Annotated in this window: 21 protein-coding genes; 12 read left to right on the forward strand and 9 right to left on the reverse strand. The window is 67.2% G+C overall.

Annotated elements, in window-relative coordinates; translation table 11 throughout:
- Window positions 1–39: 39 nt before the first annotated feature.
- The 4 genes from HALKA_RS0110180 to HALKA_RS0110195 all read right to left on the reverse strand — a co-directional run bounded on the left by HALKA_RS0110180 (window position 40) and on the right by HALKA_RS0110195 (window position 5,011).
- Window positions 40–1,908: a NosD domain-containing protein gene (locus HALKA_RS0110180; RefSeq protein WP_044956530.1), complete on the reverse strand. Its 1,869-nt coding sequence runs from the start codon at window positions 1,906–1,908 to the stop codon at window positions 40–42.
- A gap of 302 nt (window positions 1,909–2,210) precedes the next feature.
- The gene (gene proS, locus HALKA_RS0110185; protein WP_018257888.1) at window positions 2,211–3,665 is read right to left on the reverse strand and encodes a proline--tRNA ligase; all 1,455 of its coding nucleotides are present in this window, start codon (window positions 3,663–3,665) and stop codon (window positions 2,211–2,213) included.
- Between the two features lie 84 nt (window positions 3,666–3,749).
- On the reverse strand, window positions 3,750–4,475 hold the full coding sequence (locus tag HALKA_RS0110190; protein ID WP_018257889.1) for a hypothetical protein: 726 nt from the start codon (window positions 4,473–4,475) through the stop codon (window positions 3,750–3,752).
- Window positions 4,476–4,522: 47 nt separating this feature from the next.
- Entirely contained in the window at window positions 4,523–5,011 is a 489-nt protein-coding gene (locus tag HALKA_RS0110195) for a DUF7984 family protein (RefSeq protein ID WP_018257890.1), read from the reverse strand.
- Between the two features lie 236 nt (window positions 5,012–5,247).
- Between HALKA_RS0110195 and HALKA_RS0110200 the strand changes: the two genes are divergently transcribed.
- Both HALKA_RS0110200 and HALKA_RS0110205 read left to right on the forward strand, forming a co-directional pair.
- The gene (locus tag HALKA_RS0110200) at window positions 5,248–7,152 is read left to right on the forward strand and encodes a beta-CASP ribonuclease aCPSF1 (RefSeq protein ID WP_026190263.1); all 1,905 of its coding nucleotides are present in this window, start codon (window positions 5,248–5,250) and stop codon (window positions 7,150–7,152) included.
- Between the two features lie 78 nt (window positions 7,153–7,230).
- Window positions 7,231–8,502, forward strand: a complete 1,272-nt coding sequence (locus tag HALKA_RS0110205) for an amidohydrolase (RefSeq protein ID WP_018257892.1) — start codon at window positions 7,231–7,233, stop codon at window positions 8,500–8,502.
- Between the two features lie 166 nt (window positions 8,503–8,668).
- Here HALKA_RS0110205 and HALKA_RS0110210 read toward each other — a convergent pair whose 3' ends face one another.
- Window positions 8,669–10,045, reverse strand: coding sequence for a geranylgeranyl reductase family protein (locus HALKA_RS0110210; protein ID WP_018257893.1), 1,377 nt, complete (start codon window positions 10,043–10,045; stop codon window positions 8,669–8,671).
- A gap of 230 nt (window positions 10,046–10,275) precedes the next feature.
- On the opposite strand from HALKA_RS0110210, the gene HALKA_RS0110215 reads away from it, so the two are divergent.
- From HALKA_RS0110215 to HALKA_RS0110225, 3 genes are all read left to right on the forward strand, one after another.
- Complete coding sequence (locus HALKA_RS0110215) at window positions 10,276–10,614, forward strand: 2Fe-2S iron-sulfur cluster-binding protein (RefSeq protein ID WP_018257894.1); 339 nt, start codon at window positions 10,276–10,278, stop codon at window positions 10,612–10,614.
- Window positions 10,615–10,819: 205 nt separating this feature from the next.
- Window positions 10,820–11,419, forward strand: coding sequence for a DUF7110 family protein (locus HALKA_RS0110220; protein WP_018257895.1), 600 nt, complete (start codon window positions 10,820–10,822; stop codon window positions 11,417–11,419).
- 178 nt (window positions 11,420–11,597) lie between these two features.
- Window positions 11,598–12,566 carry a phosphoadenosine phosphosulfate reductase family protein gene (locus HALKA_RS0110225; protein ID WP_018257896.1) on the forward strand — a complete coding sequence of 323 codons (969 nt, stop codon included), beginning with the start codon at window positions 11,598–11,600 and terminating at the stop codon, window positions 12,564–12,566.
- Window positions 12,567–12,606: 40 nt separating this feature from the next.
- On the opposite strand, the gene HALKA_RS21395 is transcribed toward HALKA_RS0110225, so the two are convergent.
- The 4 genes from HALKA_RS21395 to HALKA_RS0110245 all read right to left on the reverse strand — a co-directional run bounded on the left by HALKA_RS21395 (window position 12,607) and on the right by HALKA_RS0110245 (window position 13,842).
- Window positions 12,607–12,771 (reverse strand): hypothetical protein, encoded by a 165-nt coding sequence (locus tag HALKA_RS21395; protein ID WP_018257897.1) that lies wholly within the window; start codon window positions 12,769–12,771, stop codon window positions 12,607–12,609.
- Between the two features lie 59 nt (window positions 12,772–12,830).
- Complete coding sequence (locus tag HALKA_RS0110235) at window positions 12,831–13,277, reverse strand: hypothetical protein (protein WP_018257898.1); 447 nt, start codon at window positions 13,275–13,277, stop codon at window positions 12,831–12,833.
- A 2-nt stretch (window positions 13,278–13,279) separates the two neighbouring features.
- A complete protein-coding gene (locus HALKA_RS0110240) occupies window positions 13,280–13,474 on the reverse strand; it encodes a hypothetical protein (RefSeq protein WP_018257899.1) in 195 nt (64 codons plus the stop codon).
- A gap of 83 nt (window positions 13,475–13,557) precedes the next feature.
- A complete protein-coding gene (locus tag HALKA_RS0110245; RefSeq protein WP_015764067.1) occupies window positions 13,558–13,842 on the reverse strand; it encodes a hypothetical protein in 285 nt (94 codons plus the stop codon).
- 618 nt (window positions 13,843–14,460) lie between these two features.
- Between HALKA_RS0110245 and HALKA_RS0110250 the strand changes: the two genes are divergently transcribed.
- The 7 genes from HALKA_RS0110250 (at window position 14,461) to HALKA_RS0110280 (ending at window position 22,217) form a co-directional block, all read left to right on the forward strand.
- Complete coding sequence (locus HALKA_RS0110250) at window positions 14,461–15,642, forward strand: vWA domain-containing protein (protein WP_018257900.1); 1,182 nt, start codon at window positions 14,461–14,463, stop codon at window positions 15,640–15,642.
- Window positions 15,643–15,667: 25 nt separating this feature from the next.
- Complete coding sequence (locus tag HALKA_RS0110255; RefSeq protein WP_018257901.1) at window positions 15,668–16,888, forward strand: FHA domain-containing serine/threonine-protein kinase; 1,221 nt, start codon at window positions 15,668–15,670, stop codon at window positions 16,886–16,888.
- Window positions 16,885–18,036, forward strand: coding sequence for a PP2C family protein-serine/threonine phosphatase (locus tag HALKA_RS0110260; protein WP_018257902.1), 1,152 nt, complete (start codon window positions 16,885–16,887; stop codon window positions 18,034–18,036). Before HALKA_RS0110255 ends, HALKA_RS0110260 begins: the two co-directional genes overlap by 4 nt.
- A gap of 42 nt (window positions 18,037–18,078) precedes the next feature.
- A complete protein-coding gene (locus HALKA_RS0110265; RefSeq protein WP_018257903.1) occupies window positions 18,079–19,257 on the forward strand; it encodes a double zinc ribbon and FHA domain-containing protein in 1,179 nt (392 codons plus the stop codon).
- A 190-nt stretch (window positions 19,258–19,447) separates the two neighbouring features.
- Entirely contained in the window at window positions 19,448–20,278 is an 831-nt protein-coding gene (locus tag HALKA_RS0110270; RefSeq protein WP_018257904.1) for an HpcH/HpaI aldolase/citrate lyase family protein, read from the forward strand.
- Window positions 20,279–20,362: 84 nt separating this feature from the next.
- A complete protein-coding gene (locus tag HALKA_RS0110275) occupies window positions 20,363–21,616 on the forward strand; it encodes a Glu/Leu/Phe/Val family dehydrogenase (RefSeq protein WP_018257905.1) in 1,254 nt (417 codons plus the stop codon).
- A gap of 121 nt (window positions 21,617–21,737) precedes the next feature.
- The gene (locus HALKA_RS0110280; RefSeq protein WP_018257906.1) at window positions 21,738–22,217 is read left to right on the forward strand and encodes an SRPBCC family protein; all 480 of its coding nucleotides are present in this window, start codon (window positions 21,738–21,740) and stop codon (window positions 22,215–22,217) included.
- Window positions 22,218–22,260: the final 43 nt, after the last annotated feature.

A 22,260-nucleotide genomic window follows, 5' to 3' on the forward strand; every position in this document is an offset into this window, starting at 1 on the left:
TATCTGAACACCGCCCTCGGAACAGTAGCGGGCGGCGTGCTACTGTCTGACCGAGAGCGCGAGCAGTCCCGACACTTCGATCTCGTCGCCGGGTGCAATGTGCGCCGTCTCGCCGGGGGGCACTCGCTCGCCGTTCACTCTGGTCAGGTTGTCGCCACGGGTCGTGAGGACGAATCCGTCGTCCGTTCGCTGGAACACGAGATGCCCGTCGTCGATCCACTTGGTCTGTTCGGACTTCCCGCCGTCGCGCAACAGCGAGCGGAGTTGCTCGTCGACGGTCGTTCCGTCCCTGACCGCGATCTCGCGGCCGCCGACCGACAGCGTCAGCGCCGTCGGGACCGGTTTCTCGGGGTCGTCGTCGGGGTTCTCGTCGAGTCTCGCACCACACTGGCTACAGAACCGCTCGTTCGTCCCGACGATCTCCCCGCAGTCCCCACAGTTGGTCAGATCTCGAACCCCACGGACGGCGTCGCCGGTCCTCTGATCTTCGGTCTCCGCTTTCGGATCGTCGTCCTCGTCCGCGTCGCTCTCGTCGTCTTTCTTTCCACCGGCCAGCCACTCGCCGACTCGATCGGATCGCCGAACGAGGAGCCCACCTGTGACGACTCCGCCGACGACGAGTCCGAGGAGCGGGATCGCCAGCAGGTAGAGCAACACGCCGCCGCTCTCGCCAGCGCCCCCCTCGCTCGTCGTCGTGCCGGTCCGTTCGCCGCCCGTGCTCTCGGTGTCGGCCGCGCCGTCGGCGCTCGCGTTCACGGCCGTCCCATCGCCGGCAGTCGACTCGTCGCCCTCTCGGGTCGGCTTCGCCGTGTCGGTCGACTCGCGCTCGTCGCTCGGCGTCGTGTCCTCACCGCCGTCCGCCGGCGTCGGGGTCGCGGCTTCGGTACCGTCCGTCGGCGCGTCCGTCGCCTCGGTCGACACTGGCGTGCTGGTCGGCGTCGCCGTTGGCGTCTCCGTCGCCGTCTGTCGTGCCGAGCTCCCGTCGCCGGCCAGCGCGGCGAATCGCGTCGTCGCCGTCGGGAACGCCGACCGATCGATCGACGCGCTGACCCCGTTTTGCTCCGCGTCCACGCTACCGCCGACGGTCGCCCAGCGCTCGGCCCCGTAGCTCCAGATCGACAGCGCCGACTCGTCGTCTACGTCACCGTCCTCGTAGTGGAGCGTCAGCGAGAGCTCGGTGTCGCTGCCAAGCGCCGTGATCGCGGCGGCCCGACCGGCCGACTGCTGTCCGTCCGGAGAGTCCGGGATCGACTCGACGCTCCGGATCGAGGCGTTCCTGATCGGCGTCGCGGAGACTCTCGTCTCCGGGGCCGTCGACTCGCCCAGCGAGAGCGAGCGGACTCGGTTTCCGTCGCCGCCCGCGACGGCGAGGTCCGCCCCGTTGTCGGCCGCGACTCCGCCGCGGACGACGGTGTTCGTCGTTCCGCGCCCGAGTGAGAGTCCCCGCTGTGTGTTCGCCCGGGCGGTCGGACCGTTGAGAGTCACGCCGTCGCTGCCGACGATCTCGATCCCGTCCGTGTTCTCGACGGCGGTGACGCCGCTGATCGTCGCGCCGTCCGCGGCCGCGGCATGGAGGCCGGTGTCCCATCCCGTGACGACGACGTTCTGAATCTGGACGTTCTCGCTCCCGCCGACGTGGATTCCGACCGTCCCCTCGTCCCGGTCACCGCTGGCCAGCGTGTGGCCGTTGCCCTCAACGACGACGTCGTCGCTCCGGATTTCCAGACAGCGATCCACGTCGGTCGCCTCGATCGCGCCCGACAGCTCGTAGGTTCCGCTCTGTTCGATCGTCCGACACTCGTCGATACTCGCGGTCTGGCCCCCGACGACGCCCGGCACCGCGGCTGCGACCACCAGTGCCAGGACGACGAGAGCCACACCCCTGTGCGTGCTGTTGCTGTGTCCCATAGTCCCCTGTGTCCGATCGGCCCCTCACCACCCCGGAGGCCGGTCAGCTACCGTTTCTCACGAGCTAATTCGACATAAATATTGGTGGCGGACGCCTGCAGCCGAGTCCGGCAACTGCTCCCGACAGAGCGAGCGGTCTCCTCGGCGTCCTCACCGCAGATCACGCACTCCGACCTTTTTCAGCGTCGGGTGTCCCCGCTCGCTTCGCTCACTGCGGGCACCACTCCTCGAAAAACGTCGATGAAAAAGCCGAGTACTCGCTCCGCTCGCACTCGGTGAAACCGCGCCTTCGGCGCGGTATGCTAGTACGACTTCGCGAAGTACGCCGTCTCCTTGGCGTCCTCACCGCAGATGGCACACTCCTCGTGGATCGGTTCCTCGTCGCGGTCGAGGGGGACCATCACGATCTCCGCGGCGATGGCCTCTTTGATGGGCTCTTCGCAGTCCTCGTCGCCACACCAGCCACACTTGACGTAGCCGCCGTGCTGGCCGATCGTACCGAGAATCTCCTCGCGCGATTCGGCCTCGCGGATCTCGCCTTCCAGCGTCTCCTCGGCGTCGGCGTACAGCTTCGCGAAGACCTCGTCGAGGTGGTCTCGAACGGTGGTTTCGAGATCGTCGCGGCTCTCGGTGATCGACTCGCCGTCGGGGCGATGCGACAGCGTGAGTTCCTCGTCTTCGACCTCGTTGGGGCCGATCTCGACGCGCAGCGGCACGCCCTTGAGCTCCCAGTCGTTGTACTTGAAGCCGGGGTTGCGGTGGTCGCGGTCGTCGAAGTGGACGCGAACGCCCGCCTCGTCGAGTTCGGCGGCCACGTCGGCGGCGTACTCAAGCACCTCGTCTTTGGTGTCTTCCTGCCAGATCGGCACGACGACGACCTGCTTGGGCGCGAGCGTCGGCGGGAGCACCAGCCCCTGATCGTCGGAGTGGGTCATGATGAGCGCGCCCATCGCGCGCCACGAGAGGCCCCACGACGTGGTGTGAGCGGTCTCCTCGTCCTCGTCCTCGTCGACGTAGGTGATGTCGAAGGCCTCGGCGAAGCTCGTCCCGAGGTAGTGGGAGGTCGCGGCCTGGACCGACTTGCCGTCGGGCATCAGCGTCTCGACCGTCGTCGTGGTGTGTGCGCCGGGGAACTTGTCGTGTTCGGGCTTGCGGCCCTTCAGCGGCGGCATCGCCAGCACGTCCTCGTACAGCTTCTCGTACTGGTCGAGCCGCGTCATCGTCTCCTCCCAGGCGTCGTCCTCGTCGCGGTGGGCGGTGTGGCCCTCCTGCCAGAGGAACTCCTTGGTGCGGAAGAACGGCTTCGTCTCGGTGGCCTCCCACCGGACGACCGAACACCACTGGTTGATCCGCAGCGGCAGATCGCGGTGCGAGCGCGTCCACTGGGCGAGGAAGGGCGCGATGATGGACTCGCTCGTCGGGCGCACGGCGAGTCGTTCTTCGAGTTCCTCGTGGCCGCCGTGGGTGACCCACGCGACCTCGGGGTCGAACCCCTCGACCACGTCTTTCTCCCGTTCGAGATAGCTCTCGGGGATGAACATCGGGAAGTAGGCGTTCTGGACGCCGGTGTCCTTGAACCACCCGTCGAGGTGAGTCTGGATCTGCTCCCAGATGGCGTACCCTCGCGGGCGCGTGACGATGAATCCGCCCATCGGCGCGTAGTCCGCGAGACCGGCCTTCTGGACGACCTCCGCGTACCACTCGCCGGGACTGTGTTCCTTGCTCTCCGTGATCCCGAGGTCCTGCTCGTCGCTCATACCGAACACTCTGACACCGGGGGGATAAACGCGCTGTGTTTCCCCGGTCGCCGCCACCGCCCGTGTCGCCGTCGGTTCCCGGAGCTACGCACCGATCGTCGTCAGCGACGCCAGCGAGTCCGCGAGCCGTCGTTCCATCCCGGCCCCGTCGAAGCTCGGTACCGGGCTGATGTCGACGGCGTAACACTCGTCGTGCTCGTCGACGACGAAGTCGACCCCGATAGCGCGCGCGTCGAACCGGTCGAGCAGCTCGCGGATGCGCGTCGCCAGCTGGACGCGGACGCTCGTCTCTTCGAGCACCGGCCGCCGTTCGGTCAGCTTCGTCCTGATCGTCAGCGCCTGCAAGTGCGTCTCGATCCCGTCGTCGAGCGCGTAGTAGCGTTCGATCGACGGCTCGGTCCCGACCGCCTGCTGGTAGAACTCCGGATCGGCGTCGACCCCCGCCGGCTCGTCCCACCGAAAGCGGTTCTTCCCGACGTAGTCGGCGTCGGGCTTCTGGAAGGCGATCGCGGGCACGCGGTACCCGATCCGTTCCAGCGCGTTGAGGACGACGAGCCGACAGGACAGCGCCGTCGTCGGAAAGAAGCCGTTCAGGGTCTCGACGCCGTTGCGGTCCGCATACGAGAGGGCGTCGAAGGCCCGCCGACAGATGGTTCTGTTCGCGAGCGCGTCGAGCGCGTCGATGTCCTCGGGTCGGATCGGCTCTCCGGGCGGCAGGAACTCCACGTCGAACCCCCTGGCGGCGAGCCGCTCGGCCGCCCGTCCGAAGACGGCGTCGTCCGGCTCACAGATGACCCCGATCGTATCCATAATCGCCCCCACGAAGCCGTGTTTCAAAAGAGTATGGCCAACGGCTCTCACGAATCCCCGACCGCGAAGGGGCTGTCCGTCTCTCGCCACGGCCACCCGGGGAGTCGCGTCTGGAAGCCAGCGGCCAGCGCGGCGTCGAGGTCGTCGGCACCCGCGGGATCGTCTGCGGTGCCGTGTGTCGTCACGTCCGCGTAGTGGAAAGTGGCCTCTGCGAGCAGTCGCAAGGGCTGGTCTCCGGCGATCATCGCGGCCAGTTCGCGACCCAGCAGTTCGTCGACGACGAAGCCGGGATAGTCGTCTGTCACGTCGAGATCACGCAGCAGGCCGATCAGCGCGGCGACGTTGACCGCGCGGTCGCCGTCGGCGAACAGTTCGTCGACGGCGGCCAGATACGCCGCCTCGTCGACGGGTTCGACGGAGACCTCGAACGCATCGCCGAGGTGCGCTCTCGTCTCGTTGAGCAGCGGGACGATCACGTCCGCACGCGCTCGGACCCAGTCGCGTTCGCGTCTGACAGTCTCGGGTGTCACGTGCATCGTTCGCTCTCACACGCGCCCCGCACTTGTGTCTCGCCGTCGTGTGGACTCTCCGGACTGCCTATTGCGAAGGCTTTTATTACCTGTGGGGAATACGCTGAGGTAGGATCGGTTTTCCGGCCGTCGGTTCCGGCCTGCAGCGTTCGACGGTCGCCGATTACGTGAACTATGTTACTACACAGCGTCCGTCCCGGCGTACGCCGACCGCCCACGACGCCGGGGGCACTCTCTGAGCTATGAGTACGGTAGACAAGCAACTCGAAACGGTGCGTGAAACGATCGACGAAGTCGTTCCTCGCGAGATCACGATCTCCGACGTGACCTACGAGGGGCCCGAACTGGTCATCTACACCCGCGATCCAAAGCAGTTCGCGCGCAACGGTGATCTGGTGCGCCGACTGGCCAGCGAGCTTCGGAAGCGAATCTCCGTCCGGCCCGACCCGGACGTGCTGACGCCGCCGTCCCGTGCAGAGGAGGCGATCAGGAAGGCCGTGCCCGACGAAGCCGAGATCTCGGAGCTGGACTTCCACGCCGACACCGGCGAGGTCCTGATCAAGGCGACGAAGCCGGGCGTCGTCATCGGCCAGAGCGGCGAGACCCTCCGGAAGATCACCCAGCGGGTCGGCTGGACCCCCGAGGTCGTCCGGACCCCGCCGATCGAGTCGGCGACGGTCCAGAACGTCCGGAACCTCCTCCAGCAGGAACGTGACGAGCGCCGAGACGTGCTCGAACGCGTGGGCCGGCAGATCCACCGCGAGCCGATGTCCGACGACGAGTACGTCCGGATCACGATGCTCGGGGGCTGTCGGGAGGTCGGCCGCAACGCCTTCATCCTCTCGACGCCCGAGTCGCGCGTCCTGATCGACTGTGGCGACGTGCCCGGCTCCTCCCAACAGCCGTATCTGGAGATCCCGGAAGCGTTCGGAGCCGGCGCGAACGGTATCGACGCGGTCGTGCTGACCCACGCGCACCTCGATCACTCCGGGCTCGTCCCGCTGCTCTTCGAGTACGGCTACGACGGCCCGATCTACTGTACCGAGCCGACCCGCGACCTGCTCGGCCTGTTGACCCTCGACGCGCTCGACGCGACGACGGGAGAGGGCCACGCCCCGCCCTACGACTCCGAGCGCGTTCGAGACGCCATCAAGCACACCATCACGCTTGAGTACGGCGACGTGACCGACATCGCACCCGACATCAAGCTGACGCTGCACGACGCCGGCCACGCGCTCGGGTCGGCCGTCACGCACTTCCACATCGGCGACGGGCTCTACAACGTCGCCTTCTCCGGAGACATCCACTACGACGACACGCGGCTGTTCGAGGGCGCGACCAACGAGTTCCCCCGCGTGGAGACGCTCGTCCTGGAGTCGACCTACGGCGGTCGCAACGACTACCAGACCGACCGAGAGGACGCCGAGCGCAAGCTCCTCGAACTCGTCCGGAAGACCCACGATCGGGACGGGACGGTCGTCGTCCCGTCGCCAGCGGTCGGCCGCTCCCAGGAGCTCATGCTCGTCCTCGAAGCGGCGATGCGGGCCGGCGACATCCCCGAGATGCCGATCTACCTCGACGGGATGATCTGGGAGGCGGCGGCGGTCCACACCACCTACCCCGAGTTCCTGCGCGAGGACCTGCGCGACCGCATCTTCGACGAGGCGGACAACCCCTTCCTCGCGGACGCCTTCGAGCCCGTCGACGGCGACGCCGACCGGGCCGCGCTGGCCGACGACGAGCCCGGGATCGTCCTCGCACCCGACGGGATGGTCACCGGCGGGCCGGTCCACTCGTGGATCGAACACCTCGCGGGCGACGCTGACTCGACGCTCGCGATGCTCGGCTACCAGGCCAGTGGCACGCTCGGCCGTCGCATCCGGAACGGCTGGGACGACCTCCCGATCGGCGACGGCGGCGAGACCGTGTCGCTCGACATGCGCGTCGAGAGCGTCGACGGCTTCTCGGGCCACGCCGACCGACAGGGAGTGGAGAACTTCGTCCGGACGATGAACCCCAGCCCCGAGAAGATCCTCTGTGTCCACGGCGACGAGTCCGCGACACAGGACCTCTCGTCTGCCCTGTACCACGACCACAACCTCCGGACGTTCTCCCCGAAGAACCTCGAAACGTTCCGGTTCGTGTAGGGCCGCCGATCGCTGTGAGCGCCGGCATCTCTGGGGGGCTCCGACACCAGTAAGACGCTGGGACCGTTCCCGGTCAGTATGGACGACTCGCAGTACGAGCGACTCAGGACGTTGCGACGCGACCTCCACCGACACCCAGAGCCCGCCTGGCGGGAGTTCTACACGACGGCCCGTCTCGTCGAGGAGCTGGAACCCGCCGCAGACGAGCTGATCGTCGGGCCCGACTTTCTCGACGCCGACGACCGTCTCAGCGTTCCCGAGGAGGCGACGCTGGCCGAGTGGCGCGAGCGCGCCCTCGATGCCGGCGCGGACCGCGACACCGTCGAACACCTCGAAGACGGACAGACCGGGCTCCTGGCCGTCCTGGAGCGCGGCGAGGGGCCGACGGTCGGGCTGCGGGTCGACATCGACGGACTCCCCCGCGAGGAGTCGGACGACCCCGACCACGAACCCGTCGCCGAGGGCTTCCGCTCGGAGACCGGTGCGATGCACGCCTGCGGCCACGACGCCCACGCTGCCATCGGCGTCGGCGTCTTCGAAGCGATCGCCGACAGCGATTTCACCGGGACGCTGAAGGTGCTCTTCCAGCCCGCAGAGGAGATCATCGGCGGTGCCAAAGCCGTCAGCCACCGGCACCTCGACGACATCGACGCGCTGCTGGCGGTACACATCGGGCTCGACCACCCGACCGGCGAGGTCGTCGCTGGCGTGACGGACTTCCTGGCGGTCAGCCAGTTCCACGCCGAGTTCACGGGCGAGCCGGCCCACGCGGGTGGCCACCCCGCACAGGGTACGAACGCCGTACAGGCGATGGCGGCGGCCGTCCAGAACCTCTACGCCATCCCGCGCAACGAAGACGGTCCGACGCGGATCAACGCGGGCGTCGTCGAGGGCGGGACGGCCTCGAACATCATCCCCGAACACGCGAGCATCGAGGGCGAGGTCAGAGGAGAGACGACAGAACTGATGACGTACATGCGCGAGCGCGCGGACGACGTGATCGAACACGCGGCCGGCATGCACGGCTGTGAGTACGCGGTCGAGCGCACTGGCGAGGCCCCGAGCGCGACCAACGACGAGGAACTCGTCTCGCTTGGCTACGAGGTCGCCGAGGGGATCTCCGGCGTCGACTCGCGGCTCCGGACCGCGCCACTCGGCGGCAGCGAGGACGCCACGGTGCTCATGCGGCGCGTCCAGGAGACCGGCGGCACCGCGGCCTACGTCGGCGTCGGCACCGACCACCCCGGCGGTCACCACACCGCGACGTTCGACGTGGACGAGCCGTCGCTGGCGGTCGGCGTCGACTGGCTCTCGGAGACGGTGCGCGAGATCGCAGACGAAGACGACTGATACGGAAAGTTGTAGGTCTTTACCAGATCGACCGCACGCAGTCGTGCGGTCGACTGGGTAAACGCCTACAACCGTCCGTATGATACGGTTTCTCGTAGTTGCGTCCCGGCGATCGTCTACTCCGTGGCGACGATCACCGGTACATCGCAGTATTCCGTATGAACGGTCAGTACTTCGGGTCCGCACCGGTGACGGCGTAGATCTCGTCCATCAGGTCGTCGCGCTCGGACTGCCAGCGGTCGAATCCCGAGGGACTCGACGGGTACGACTCGTAGTGTTCGAGGAGTCGGTCGGCGAGCTGTTTGGTCTTGTAGAGGTCGTAGATCGTGCCCCAGTGGCCGACGCTCTTGATCGCGGTCTTGAGCTTCAGTCCCACCCCCATGTCGGCCGAGCCCGAGTACAGCGCGTCGGCGATCTTGTTGGCCGGCATCGCGGCGAGCAGGCCCATCAGATCGTCCACGTCGTAGGCCGTCGTGAAGATGTTGTACACGTCCAGGGCGGCGTAGCGAGCCCCGAAGTGGTCCATCACGCGCTCGTTGTACTCCCACAGCGCCGCCTCCTCGTCGACCCGTCCGGCCTCCATGGCTTCGATGGCCTGCTCGCCCGCGTACTGGCCGGCGTAGGCCGCCCCGGCGATGCCGCCGCCGGTCGTCGGATTGACGTGGCCGGCCGCGTCGCCGACGGCCATAAAGCCCGGTGCGACCGCCGAGTCGTACGGCCGGCGAGTCGGCAGCGCAGCGCCGAGCTTGTCCTGTACCTCGGCGTTCTCGAACTCCGAACGGCCCTGGAGGTCCTGCTTGAGGTCGTCGACTAACTCCATCGGCTCGTCTTCGGTCATCTGGAACCCCAGGCCGACGTTGATCTCGGTGTCGGTCCGCGGGAAGTACCAGACGTATCCCGCCGCGCGCTTGGCGGGCTTGAACACGAGGGCGTCGTCCCACGGCACCGGCTCCTCGGTCTCGACGATTTCGCGATACGCGGAACAGAACTGCGAGTAGGTGACGTTCGTGTCGAAGGTCGCCGAGTCGAGCGTCGCCTTCTCCTGGATGATCGACAGCGCCCCCGCGGCGTCGACGACCAGTTCTGCTTCGTAGCTCGCGTGGTCGCCCTTCCGGGTCGCCTCCAGCCCGGTCACGCGGCCGTCGTCGTCCTGCCGTACGTCCTGGACGACGGTGTCGTAGTGGAATTCGACGCCGGCCTGCTCGGCACCCTCGATGAGCAGTCGGCCGTACTCCCAGCGATCGATGACGACCAGCTCGCCGGGGACCGGGATCTCCAGGACCGTGTCCTCTTCGGGGATCTCGAACCGGCCGTGGTCGACGCCGGTGTTCGTGAACGCGCCCTCGATCTGGGACTTCGGGATCGCCGTCGGGAAGTTCGAGGCCCCCTTCAGCGCGTCGCCACAGGCGATGTGGCCCGCCTCCTCGGCGTCCTTGCGCTCGGCGATGACGACGTCGTAGCCCTCGTGGGCGAGCGTCGCCGCGGCGTAACAGCCCGACGTGCCCGCGCCGACGACGGCCACGTCGTACTCGTGGGTGGTCATGGACGGGACCTATCTCCCGAGGGAGAAAACTCTTTATCCCGACGACGCGGTATCCGTCGGTTCGCCATGGTCTCGGCCAGGATCCAGCGCCGCAACGTGTACGGTCTCGCTACGCTCGGTCGCGGTCGATGCCACCTGAGATACGAGAGCCTCGCCCGGACGCCAACTGTCCGACAGCGGCGACTCGTCCGATAACAAGAGTTTTGCCGAGTGGTTCCGAACGCCGGGACATGACCGAGTACACCGTGGAGTTCGTGGGGACCGGCGAGGAGATCACGGTCTCGGAGAAGGAGACGATCCTGAGCCGGTGTCTCGAAGCGGGGATCGCACAGGAGTACTCCTGTCGCGTGGGGATGTGTCTGGCCTGTTCGGCGGAGATCGTCGACGGCGACGTCGTCCAGCCCGCCGCACGAGGACTCACCGAGGAAGAGCGGGACGGCTACGCGCTGACCTGTATGGCGCGGCCGGCTTCGGACCTCAAACTCGACCGCGGGAAGTACCCGCCCAGTATCGAGGCGGCGGGTTCGGCCGACGCGGCCGGCGACGAGCAGGCGGCCGCCGACGACTGAGTCCATTAATTCTCCGGTCCGTCTCGGAAAGAATCGCGGAACTGAATCTCGAACCCACCTCGTCGGCGTTCTGTCGGTCTCAGAGACGTTACCACGCACTTTCGAGAAGGACAGATCATATAAGCGAGTGGCTCCTACGTCGAATCGAATCGTTGCAGACCCGCGCCAGGGGTCAGCCGTCGGAGACTGCCACACCTGCACAATCATGACCAGCCGTGTATACAGACTTCATTCGACACTCGAACTGCCACTCGAAGACACGTACGACCTCTTCGAGGAACCCGATCTTCCCCCCGAAATCGCCGACGTCGAGATCACGCGGCGGAACAACACGCTGATCATCAGCGCCGTCTCGGCCGACGACACGATCAGCAAGTACACGCCGACGGCCCAGTTGAAGGCCAGCGTCACGGAGAATCGGGTCTACGAGGAAGATCCCGAAGAGATGGACGGACCCGGTCCCGGTCCCAACAGCGGTGGTGGCAGTCCACAGTGGGGGACCTTCGAGGATGAGGAAGAAGAGATTCCCTCCGAGCTCGTCGAGTACGCCTGTTTCAAGGGCGACCTCGAAACGGTCCTCCAGAACACGGCCCTGCAGTATCCGATGTTTCAGGTCCTCTGTGAAGTCGCGAAAAACGCCGAGAAAGGCACCCTTACGGCGATCGTCTGCGTCGACGAGAGCCTCGACGCCGTCCGCATCGTCGACGGCGAGGAGCTGCCCGCGACGATCAACGTCGTCGAGGAACCCCGCGACGACGCCGAAAACGAGAGCGTCGACTGGCGGAACAACGAGTTCATCAGCTGATTCTGCGGTCTGCTGCTGTGTCGCTCGACGGAAACGACGACGCTCTGCAGGACCAAGAGCGCGCTCGAAAAGCGGCCGATCGGGACAGCGCCGATTCTCACACGGTATGGGAACATCCCACATACGTGTCGGATATCCAAAAAGTACTTACAGCGCATCTAATTATATCTCATTACTCATGGCAGCATTCCCAGACTACCTCGACGTCGACTACACCGACGGCGAGGGCGAGACGCCGGAGGACTACCCGTCGATCAACCACAAGATCGAGAAGGCCATCGAGGTCACCAAGGAAGGCCTCGAACAGTACGAGAACCCGGTCGTCATGTGGACCGGCGGCAAGGACTCGACGCTGACGCTGTACTTCGTCAAGGAGGTCGCCGACCGCTTCGACCTCGAAGTCCCGCCGGTCGTCTTCATCGACCACTACCAGCACTTCGACGAGCTCATCGAGTTCGTCGAGCACTGGGCCGACGAGTGGGACCTCGAAGTCATCTGGGCTCGCAACACCGACATCGGCGACTACGTCGACGAGAACGGGCTCGATCCGGGCGACGACATCCCGATCGACGCCCTCTCGGAGCACAACCAGCACCACGTCCGCGAGATCCTCGAGTACGAGGAAGACAGCTTCCCCTTCCTGCTCGACACCTACGTCGGCAACCACCTGCTGAAGACGGTCGCGCTCAACGACGCCATCGAAGAGCACGACGTCGACGGCATCATCTCGGGCATCCGCTGGGACGAACAGGAGTCCCGCGCCGACGAGACGTTTTTCTCGTCGCGCCACGATCCGGACATCTACCCGCCACACGACCGCATCCAGACGATCCTCCAGTTCGACGAGGCCGCCGTCTGGGACGCCTTCTGGAACTTCGTCGTCCCCGACACCGTCGAAGGGTTCCCCGAGGAAGGCTACGTTCCGGAAACCGACGACGACCTGCCCGAGGGCATCGAGCAGGACGACATCCCCGTCTCGCCGAAGTACTTCGCCGGGTTCCGTTCGCTCGGCTCCGAAGTCTCGACGGACAAGGCCGCCGAGGAACCCGCCTGGCAGCAGGACCTCGACTCGACGACCGAGCGCGCGGGCCGCGCCCAGGACAAAGAGGACCTGATGGAGCGCCTGCGCGACCTCGGCTACATGTAGACGGTCGGTTTTCTTTCGTCGTCGCCTCTCGCGAGCGCTGTCACGATCCGCGCAAATGTCCGTACGCGACCAGCAGCGTCAGGGCGAGCGCGCCGACAGCACCCGGCGGGTGGACCTCGAACGCGACCACCAGCAGGAGGAGAAAGTTTGCAGCGAGGAGGACGAGGGCAGCGTCCAGTCGTTGTCGGAGGGCCGTGTCGGTCATGTCCTCCGTTGTACCGAGGCGGAAAAAAGGCTGTTGACTGTCGGCTGGCCGGCGGTCGATCAGAGGCGCTTTCTGTCCCGGTGGCGCGCCGTGGCTCGCTGTCGGAGGAACCACACGAGCGGGAGCGTGCCGATGGTCGCGAGCGCGGCGAGGTTCGCCCACGCCGTCACCGACAGCGATCCGACGCCGAACCCCGGCGTCGTCGCGAGCAAGGCGAGTCCGACCAGCGGAAACGGTGTCGCCAGCCACGGGGTGTCGCCGCGGTGGGCGATCACGCCGGCGAGGACGACGACCCCGCCGAAGGCGGCCAGTGCGAGGTGGCCCCACGTGCTGTCGGGACCCGACAGCGGGAGGTAGAAGCCGTTGGCCACGAGGGTCAACCCCAGCCCCTCCGCGAGTGCAGCGACCAGTCGCCCGCCGATGCGTCGCTCGCCCGACCGGAGAGATAGGTCGTCGGGTCGACGGCCGCCGGGTCGCTCTCGGCCGTCCTCGTCTGGCGCAGGCATCGTCAGCGTCGCCGGTACCGGTCGTCGTCCCGTTCGAGCCGGCGCTCGTCGACGCCGCGCTGGAGCGCCCGTCGAATCTCCATCCGATCGACACCCCGTTGTGTCATCAGCGCCACGATCTGGTCGCGCGAACACCAGCCGTCGCTGCCGGCCGCCTCGGCGACGGTCTCGGCGACGCGGGTCGTGATGTCTGCCACGGTCGTGTTGGGCGGCCCGAGGATTTGGAGGTTTCGGCGCTGTCGGCGGTTCGGGATGTTGGGGCGACGGCCACCGCAGCCCCTCACTCTGTACGCGCTCGTGCGGTCTGCCACTCCAGGACGATCTCGATGCTCAGCCAGACGGAGAGCCACACCCAGAGGAGCGCGACTACGATCACCGTCGAGGACAGCAGCAACAGGGGTCGCGTGGCGACCACCAGTGTGGGATACAGATAGAGTGTCGCCACCCCCATGACGAGGAGCGCCACCAGCCCACAGGCGGCGTGTTCTCCGGGGTTAGACGCTCCCGACGCAGTGCTCTCTCGGGTCTCTGGTCCGCCCTCGCCGTTCGACTGTGGTGTGTGCATACATATCGCTCTCCGTGCGGAAGTTTTCGCTACTTTACCATAAAATTCACCGCTAGGTGCGCGGTCGTGTTCAGATAAGAGATCGGTGCAGGCAGTCTGAAGCACCGAAAGCCCTCGTGCAGTTGCGGTCCCGCGATTCGCTGCGCGCGCTTCGCGTGCTTGCATCATCGGGGTTCCCGCAACTGCACTCGCCCTTTCATCCGCCAGGGTTTAGACTGTGAGGCAGCCGAATCCTGGCGGATGAAAGGGCGAGGCGCGGTCCGGGGTTCTGCGGCGGCACTATCCGAACAGTGTGAGGATATCCGCCACAGAACCCCGGAGCGTGCCGAGGGCTTTCGGTGTCTACAACTCAGCAGATCCAGCGGCTTATCTGAACACCACCAGGTGCGCGTGTCGAGCGGGAACACCACCGACCGCCGTGGCGGCTGCCGTCCGCCCTTGCGATAAAGTCCTTGCCAGTCGCCCACGTTGTACGGCCGTGCCAACGAGACACACTCGTCGCGCCCCTCGGCGCAATCGTCCGCGGACTGGTTCCCGACGCGACGGTCTGCGATTGGTCATTGTTTTGTCGGCCGACAGGCACAATTTATACATACGAGTCGCGAGCTACTGTCACCCATGGCATCTATCGAGACGAGCGTCAACCGGCCGAACGTACCGGCCGACGGCACGACCGTGACCGCCGAGATCGACGTCGAGCCGGGAGAACAGGAGGGGGACGTGCGGCGACACATCGCGCTGTGCATCGACACGAGCGGGTCGATGGAGGGTGACAACATCAAACGCGCTCGCGACGGCGCTGCGTGGGTCTTCGGACTCCTCGCCGACGACGACTACGTCAGCATCGTCGCGTTCGACACCGACGCGGACGTGATCCTGCCCGCGACGCGATGGGCCGACCTCGACCGCCAGACCGCGATGGACCACGTCGAGGAGCTGACTGCCGGCGGCGGCACCGACATGTACAACGGGCTCAAGGCCGCCAAGGAGACGCTGTCGTCCTCCGCGACCGGCCCCGACACGGTCAAGCGACTCCTCTTGCTCTCGGACGGCAAGGACAACGAACGCACGCCCGACGAGTTCGAGGGGCTGGCCGAAGCCATCGACGACGCCGGGATCCGGATCCAGTCGGCCGGGATCGGGACCGACTACAACGAGGCCACGATCCGGACGCTCGGGACGGCCGGGCGCGGGACGTGGACCCACCTCGAAGCGCCCGGCGACATCGAGGACTTCTTCGGCGAGGCCGTCGAGCAGGCCGGCTCCGTCGTCGCGCCGGACGCCCACCTCGACCTCGACGTGGCCCCCGGCGTCGAGGTCAGCGAGGTGTATCGCGCGCTCCCGCAGGCCCAGGAAGTCTCCCCCGAGTGGGAGGCAAACGCCACCCGGATCAAGCTCCCCGACCTGATCGAACGGGAGAGCCAGCGGGTCGTCCTCAAGATCCACGCGCCGCCCCGCGAGCCCGGCAGCCAGGAGGTGCTCGCGGACGTACAGCTCTCGGCCCGCGGCGACACCGCCAGCGACCAGATCGCCGTCGAGTACACGGACCAACAGGAGGAGCTGGCCGAGCACAACGAGTCCGTCGACATCGATCACAAACAGACCGTCATCCGGACGGAGCTCGGCAAGGGCAACGTCGAGGCCGCGGAGACGAAAGTCGAGCAGATGACCGTGATCCACGGCGAGGACGCCGAGGCGGTCCAGGAGGCCGAGCGCCAGACCGAGATCGTCAAAGAGGGCGGCCGTGCCGAACAGAGCCAGGCGACCCAGATCGTCGACAGCGACGACGGCATCCAGTGATGGCCCGCGTCGGCGGTGATACTCGATGACGACGTTCGAAGCGGGCGATCTCGTCGCCGGCCGGTACCGCGTTCAGGGCGAGGCCGGCAGCGGCGGCTTCGCGGTCGCCTACGAGGCGATCGACGAGGACAGCGGCGACACGGTCGCGGTGAAGGTGCCAAACTACGCCGGCTCCAGCAACGACCGGGACGTGATCGAGCAGTACTTTCTGAAAGAGGCCGACGCGCTCGAAACCGTCCGGGCGGCGGGGGGCAACGACAACGTGATGGACCTGATCGAGCGCACCGACGAGGGCGACACCCCGGTGCTGGTCGTCCAGTTCGTCGACGGCTACGAGCTGGACGACGCCATCGATCGCGTCGGACCGCTCGATCCCGCGGAGGTCCGGCGGGTCGGGATCGGGCTCTGTGACGCGATGAGCTTCCTCCACGAGAACGACATCGTCTACCGGGACCTCAAGCCCGACAACATCATGCTCGCCGGACAGGACCACCCGATCTTGATCGACTTCAACACGGCGACTGGGTTCGACGGGACCGACGCCGACGACGCCGGAACGACGATTCTCGGGCCGTACAAGCCCCGAGAGATCGCCGAAGCCAGCGACGCCGAGGACGGGCAGGGCCCGTGGTCGGACGTGTACTCGATCGGGAAGATCCTCCTGTTCTTGCTCAAAGGGACCGTCCCGAAGAAAGACGGCGTCGATCCTCGGGACTTCGGCGTCGACTGCCCGACGTACCTCGCGGAGATCATCGCCCGCGCGACACAGACCGACTACCGGGATCGCTACCCCAACGCGACCTCGATGAAGTACGTGCTGGAGGCCAGAGACCCCAGTCCGCCGCCACAGGCGAGCCTGGAGGCGCTGGGCGAAGACCGGTCGTTCACCGTCCACCCCGGCGACACGATCGGCCGGGACGGCGGCGCGACGACGCCGTCGATCACGCTCGACGACGCCGACGAGCACGTCTCTCCGATCCACGTTCGCTTCGATACGAGCAACGACGAGGCGATCTGGCGACTGGAGGACCACAGCCTCAACGGGACCTACGTCAACACCCAGACCGGCTGGCAGCGACTCCTCCAGCCCGGCGGCAAAGAGCTACTGGAAGCGCGTGGCGGCGATCCGACCGATCGAAACGGCGAGGACCCGCCCAGCGAGCACGCGCTCGGGGACGGCGACCTCATCGCGCTCGTCCACCCGAGCTACGGGACGACATTCGAGTTCAACGTCTCTCAGACATGATTTACGCGACGAACTACGACATCGGCGAACGCAAGCGGTCCAGCGGGATCAACGAGGACAGTCTCGCGGTCGACGTGCTCGAACAGGGCCACCGCGACGGCCTCCGTGACCGCTCGGACGCGGCCGACGGCCAGACGGACGACTCCCGAGACGGCACCGACGCCGAGGCAGAACGCGACGAGACCGGCGAGGAGTCAGGGGGTCGATCGGAGCCACGGAACCGCAGCGTCGCGACGTTCGTCCTGGCCGACGGTGCGGGCGGGTACGAGGCCGGCGACGTGGCCTCCTACGTCGCCACGACGACGATCACGACCGAACTGCAGGACGTGGCGAGTCGGGCCCTCCGGAGTAACCCGGACGCCTTCGACGTGACCCTGCCCGATGCGGTCGCGACCGACCCGCCGACGCCGGCCGAGATCCAGAGCGCGCTGGAGGCGGCCATCACGACCGCTCACCGCGAGATCATCCGATACACGAACGAGACCGGCAACCGAGCGTACACGACCGTCGTCGCCGGGCTCTGTTTCGGCGGTCGGTGTTACTACGCCTGGGTCGGCGACAGCCGCGCGTACCTGCTCAACGAGGCGCGCGAGACGATCGAACTGCTGACCAAGGACCACGGCGTCGTGGCCGAGCTCCGCGATCGCGGCGAGATCGACGACGTGGCGGCCCACGTCCACCCCCGAGGCAACGAGATCACTCGCGCACTTGGCGGCGGGGCCGACCAGGACCCGGACGCTGCGACGGTCGCGGTCGACAGCAACGTCGTCCCGCTGTACGCCGAGGACGTGTTGCTGGTCACCAGCGACGGCCTCATCGACGCCCAGACCGACGCCCCGGAACTGTACGACGAGTACGTCGAGTCGGACCGCTCGGAGGCGGCGGCCCAGCGCGTCCTCGACGCCGTCGTCACGGACGAGGAGATCAGAGAGTGCGTCCTGACGGCCGAATCGCTGGCCGCGGCCAGCGAGACGCTCGTCGAGATGGCCAACGACCGGGGCGGGAAGGACAACCTCTCGACGTTGTTCTTGCAGGATCCGGCGCTCCCGGCGACACCGGAGCATCGGCCGCTGACCCGCGCGCTGGCGACGGAGCCAGTCGAGGACCGCGAGACGGTTCTGCTCCCGGAGGAAGGGGAAACGCCGTGAGGAAAACTATTTTTTATGCGTAGGTAGACTGATCGAACACGCATGTCAGAAAGTACCAGTAGGTCGGTCGAATGTCCGCTGTGTGGCGAAACGTTCGATCCGACCGCTGCAGGGGGGTGGTGTACGAACTCGGAGTGTGGGGAGTGGCAGTACGACGGAGAGATCGAAGCGACCTCGGACGACGACTCGGAGGCCGAGACGGGGGAGGACGACCTGGAGGCCGAGACGAGGGAGGACGACCCGGTGGCCGACGCGGAGACGGCGTCCGAAGACGAGGCGACACCGGAAGACGACCCAGAAGGCGACGCCGTCAGCGACAACCCGCTGTTCGGCGACGACGAGCTGGATCTCGAAGATCCGACCGACCCACAGGCGGACGCCGAGCCGGACGACTCGCCGCTCGCCGATGCCGACGCGGCGAGTGAGTCCACAGACACCGCGGACGGGGCGACCGACGCGGCGACAGACGAGCCAGCGCGCCCGAGCACCGAGGACGCCGACGACGAGAGGGGCGCGGAGACGAGCGAGCCTGCGGACACTGCGGACGACGGCGACGACGAGACGGCGACGCTGGGGAGCTGTCCCGAGTGTGACACCGCCGTCGACCCGTCGGACGCCTTCTGTCCGGGCTGTGGAGCGGATCTGGACGCCCACCGCACCGCCGAGGAAGACGAAGACGAGACGACCCTCGACGCCTGTCCGGAGTGTGGCAGCGACGTCGAGCCCGACGACGCCTTCTGTGCGTCCTGCGGTGCGGATCTGGACGCCCACCGCACCGCCGAGGAAGACGAAGACGAGACGACCCTCGACGCCTGTCCGGAGTGTGGCAGCGACGTCGAGCCCGACGACGCCTTCTGTGCGTCCTGCGGTGCGGACCTGGACGCCCATCGCGGGAGCGACGCGAGCGGGACCGCCGCACCGTCTCGACTCGCGCTCTCAGCCTACGGGCAGTCTGTCGTCGTCGGCGACGACGAGACCGTCGGTCGAGAGATCCGGTCGCTGCTGGCCGACGCCGGGGAGGACGACGACACGTCCGTGCTGATCCACCGCGAACACGTCCGCTTCGTGCGCGACGACGACCAGTTCTACGTGGTCGACCTCGGCGACAATCCCACCGAGCTCAACGGCACCCGGCTGTCGAAGGGCGATCGGGAGCCGATCGGTCCCGGCGACGAACTCCGCCTGTCGGACGTGGTGACCCTCGATGTCGAGACGCCCTGATACGGATTATTGTAGCGATTTACCGGTTATCGTCGCCACGGAGTGGACGATAACCGGTAAGCAACTATAATAAACCGTATGAGGGCTGATCGGGCGGTCTTTTGCTGGTGATCCCGGAGGAGCGACTGCGCTCGGGTGGCTCTCTGGCAGCGTGCCAGACAGTTAGGTGGCTGGCCGTCGAAGCGGCGATATGGCTCGACGGAGCGTCCTCTTTGCCCCCGGTGACCAGCCCGAGAAACTGCGGAAGGCGGCCGACAGCGGGGCCGATGTCGCCGTCTTCGATCTGGAAGACGCCGTCGTTCCCGACCGGAAGCAGGCCGCACGGGAGGCGGTCCGCGACGTGCTGGCGACGGTCGAGTCGACGTGTGAACTGTGCGTGCGGGTCAACCCAATCGACGACGGCGCGGCCAGAGATCTGTCGGTCGTTCTGTCGGGTGGCGAGCCCGACAGCGTGATGGCTCCGAAGGTGCCGGACGCGAACGCCGTCGAGACGCTGGCCGGGATGCTCGCCGAACGCGACGCGAGCGGTCCGGTCCTGGCGCTCGTCGAGTCGGCCGCTGGCGTCCTCCACGCGGAGGCGATCGCCGCCGCCGACGCGACCGACGCGCTCCTGTTCGGTGCCGAGGATCTGGCGGGCGATCTCGGAGCGACTCGGACCGAGAGCGGTCGCGAGGTCGCCCACGCGCGCCAGCACGCGCTGCTGGCGGCACGTGCGGCGGGCGTCGACGCGCTCGACACCCACTACCCGGCGTACGAGGACGAGGCGGGGCTGCGCGAGGCGGCCACGGAGGCCCGGCGGCTGGGCTACGACGGCAAGATGGTGATCCACCCGGCGCAGGTCCCGGTCGTCAACGCGGCGTTCACGCCAGACGACGAGGCGATCGCCTGGGCTCGCCGGATCGTCGAGGCCAGCGAGGCGGCCGACGAGCGAGCGCGTGGCGTGTTCGTCGTCGACGGGGAGATGATCGACGCGCCACAGGTCCGCCAGGCCGAGCGCATCCTCGCGCGGGCAGAGGAGTGATCCGGCTGGTGGCTACTGCCAGACGAGATATGTGACACGTCAACTGCCGATACACTTTTGCGCCCACTGGCCGTCACTCCCGGCATGTCCGAGGTCAATCCCTTCGAGAGCCTCCAGGAGCAGATCGACGACGCCGCGGCGTTCGTCGCGGTCCCCGACGACGCGCTCGAACGCCTCAAGCGACCCGAACGGCTCCTCGAAACGACGCTGTCGGTCGAGCTAGACGACGGATCGATCGAGACCTTTCGCGCCTTCCGGTCGCAGTTCAACGGCGACCGCGGCCCGTACAAGGGCGGGATCAGGTATCACCCGCAGGTCTCTCGCGAGGAGGTGAAGGCCCTCTCGGGGTGGATGGTGTACAAGTGCGCCGCCGTCGACATCCCCTACGGCGGCGGCAAGGGCGGGATCGCCTTCGACCCCAGCGACTACTCCGAGAGCGAGATCGAGCGCATCACCCGCGCGTTCGCGACGGAACTGCGGCCGCTGATCGGCGAGGATCGAGACGTGCCAGCGCCCGACGTGAACACGGGCCAGCGCGAGATGAACTGGCTCAAAGACACCTACGAGACCCTGGAGAACACGACTGCCCCCGGCGTCGTCACCGGCAAGGCCATCGAGTCCGGCGGCAGCGAGGGCCGCGTCGAGGCGACTGGCCGATCGGTCGCGATCGTCGCTCGCGAGGCCTTCGACTACCTCGGCGGGGACATCGCCGACGCCACCGTCGCGGTCCAGGGCTACGGCAACGCGGGGTCCGTTGCGGCCGACCTGATCGCCAAGCAGGGCGGGACCGTCGTCGCGGTCTCTGACTCCTCGGGGGCGGTGTACGACCCGGCGGGGATAGACACCAGCGCGGCCAAGTCGTTCAAGCGCGAAACCGGGTCAGTGACGGGTTTCGAGGGAGCCAGCGAGGAGTTGAGCAACCGCGAGTTGCTCACGCTGGACGTGGACCTGCTCGTGCCGGCGGCCCTGGAAAACGCCATCGACGCCGCCATCGCCCGTGACGTACGCGCAGACGTGATCGTCGAAGCCGCCAACGGGCCGCTGACCCCCGACGCCGACGACGTGCTGGCCGACAGCGAGATCGTCGTCTTCCCCGACATCCTCGCCAACGCCGGCGGCGTCACGGTGTCGTACTTCGAGTGGGTCCAGAACCGCCAGCGCTTCTCGTGGTCGCTGGAGCGAGTCAACGACGAACTGGAGACCGTGATCACGTCGGCGTTCGACGACCTGATCGAGCGGTACGAGGCGACCGACGCGCCGACGCTGCGGACCGCGATGTACGCTGTCGCGATCGAGCGCGTCCACCGCGCGGCCGCGGAAGCCGGGACCTGGCCGTGATACGGGTTATTGTCGCCGTTTTCCCGGTGGCGCGCAGTCGATCCGGTAACGATCGACGATAATCCGTCTGGGAGCCGTCGCGGACCACTGTCTTTTCACCGCTGCCCGCCTAAGCCCTCACATGAGCGTCTACGAGCGGTCGGTCCGCGTCGATGCGCCACTGGCAGACGTGTGGGAGTTTCACTCGACCGGGGACGGGCTCGAAGCCCTGACGCCGGACTGGATGAACCTCGTCGTCGAGGAGTCACGCGGCCCCGACGGCGAACCGGACCCCGACGTGCTCACGGAAGGGTCCGTCATCGTCTCGTCGGTCCGACCGCTGGGTGTCGGACCGCGCCAGACCTGGACCTCCGAGATCGTCGCCCGCGAGGAGAGCGACGAGCACGCGATGTTCCGCGACCGCATGACTGAGGGACCGTTCGCCCACTGGCTGCACACCCACCGGTTCGTCGCGGAGGGCGACGCGACGCTGGTCCACGACCGGGTCGAGTACCAGTTCCCGGGTGGACCGCTCGGCAAAGCCGTCGGCCCCTTCGCCTACGTCGGTTTCGAGCCGATGTTCCGGTACCGACACCGGACCACGAAGCAGTTGCTGGAGTAGTCTCCGAAAATCGCTCTCGAACGGAGTGCCCGCGTCAGCGACG

Origin of the sequence: Halomicrobium katesii DSM 19301 (genome assembly GCF_000379085.1) — an archaeon.
Taxonomy (GTDB): domain Archaea; phylum Halobacteriota; class Halobacteria; order Halobacteriales; family Haloarculaceae; genus Halomicrobium; species Halomicrobium katesii.

Excerpts from the sequence above, each read along its gene's own strand:
- HALKA_RS0110250 (WP_018257900.1), top strand. The coding sequence starts at position 14,461 with ATGGCATCTATCGAGACGAGCGTCAACCGGCCGAACGTACCGGCCGAC.
- HALKA_RS0110225 (WP_018257896.1), top strand. The coding sequence starts at position 11,598 with ATGGCAGCATTCCCAGACTACCTCGACGTCGACTACACCGACGGCGAG.
- proS (WP_018257888.1), bottom strand. The coding sequence starts at position 3,665 with ATGAGCGACGAGCAGGACCTCGGGATCACGGAGAGCAAGGAACACAGT.
- HALKA_RS0110280 (WP_018257906.1), top strand. The coding sequence starts at position 21,738 with ATGAGCGTCTACGAGCGGTCGGTCCGCGTCGATGCGCCACTGGCAGAC.
- HALKA_RS0110235 (WP_018257898.1), bottom strand. The coding sequence starts at position 13,277 with ATGCCTGCGCCAGACGAGGACGGCCGAGAGCGACCCGGCGGCCGTCGA.
- HALKA_RS0110255 (WP_018257901.1), top strand. The coding sequence starts at position 15,668 with ATGACGACGTTCGAAGCGGGCGATCTCGTCGCCGGCCGGTACCGCGTT.
- HALKA_RS0110260 (WP_018257902.1), top strand. The coding sequence starts at position 16,885 with ATGATTTACGCGACGAACTACGACATCGGCGAACGCAAGCGGTCCAGC.
- HALKA_RS0110270 (WP_018257904.1), top strand. The coding sequence starts at position 19,448 with ATGGCTCGACGGAGCGTCCTCTTTGCCCCCGGTGACCAGCCCGAGAAA.
- HALKA_RS0110205 (WP_018257892.1), top strand. The coding sequence starts at position 7,231 with ATGGACGACTCGCAGTACGAGCGACTCAGGACGTTGCGACGCGACCTC.
- HALKA_RS0110245 (WP_015764067.1), bottom strand. The coding sequence starts at position 13,842 with ATGCACACACCACAGTCGAACGGCGAGGGCGGACCAGAGACCCGAGAG.
- HALKA_RS0110200 (WP_026190263.1), top strand. The coding sequence starts at position 5,248 with ATGAGTACGGTAGACAAGCAACTCGAAACGGTGCGTGAAACGATCGAC.
- HALKA_RS0110195 (WP_018257890.1), bottom strand. The coding sequence starts at position 5,011 with ATGCACGTGACACCCGAGACTGTCAGACGCGAACGCGACTGGGTCCGA.
- HALKA_RS0110190 (WP_018257889.1), bottom strand. The coding sequence starts at position 4,475 with ATGGATACGATCGGGGTCATCTGTGAGCCGGACGACGCCGTCTTCGGA.
- HALKA_RS0110210 (WP_018257893.1), bottom strand. The coding sequence starts at position 10,045 with ATGACCACCCACGAGTACGACGTGGCCGTCGTCGGCGCGGGCACGTCG.
- HALKA_RS0110220 (WP_018257895.1), top strand. The coding sequence starts at position 10,820 with ATGACCAGCCGTGTATACAGACTTCATTCGACACTCGAACTGCCACTC.
- HALKA_RS0110265 (WP_018257903.1), top strand. The coding sequence starts at position 18,079 with ATGTCAGAAAGTACCAGTAGGTCGGTCGAATGTCCGCTGTGTGGCGAA.
- HALKA_RS0110275 (WP_018257905.1), top strand. The coding sequence starts at position 20,363 with ATGTCCGAGGTCAATCCCTTCGAGAGCCTCCAGGAGCAGATCGACGAC.
- HALKA_RS0110180 (WP_044956530.1), bottom strand. The coding sequence starts at position 1,908 with ATGGGACACAGCAACAGCACGCACAGGGGTGTGGCTCTCGTCGTCCTG.
- HALKA_RS21395 (WP_018257897.1), bottom strand. The coding sequence starts at position 12,771 with ATGACCGACACGGCCCTCCGACAACGACTGGACGCTGCCCTCGTCCTC.
- HALKA_RS0110215 (WP_018257894.1), top strand. The coding sequence starts at position 10,276 with ATGACCGAGTACACCGTGGAGTTCGTGGGGACCGGCGAGGAGATCACG.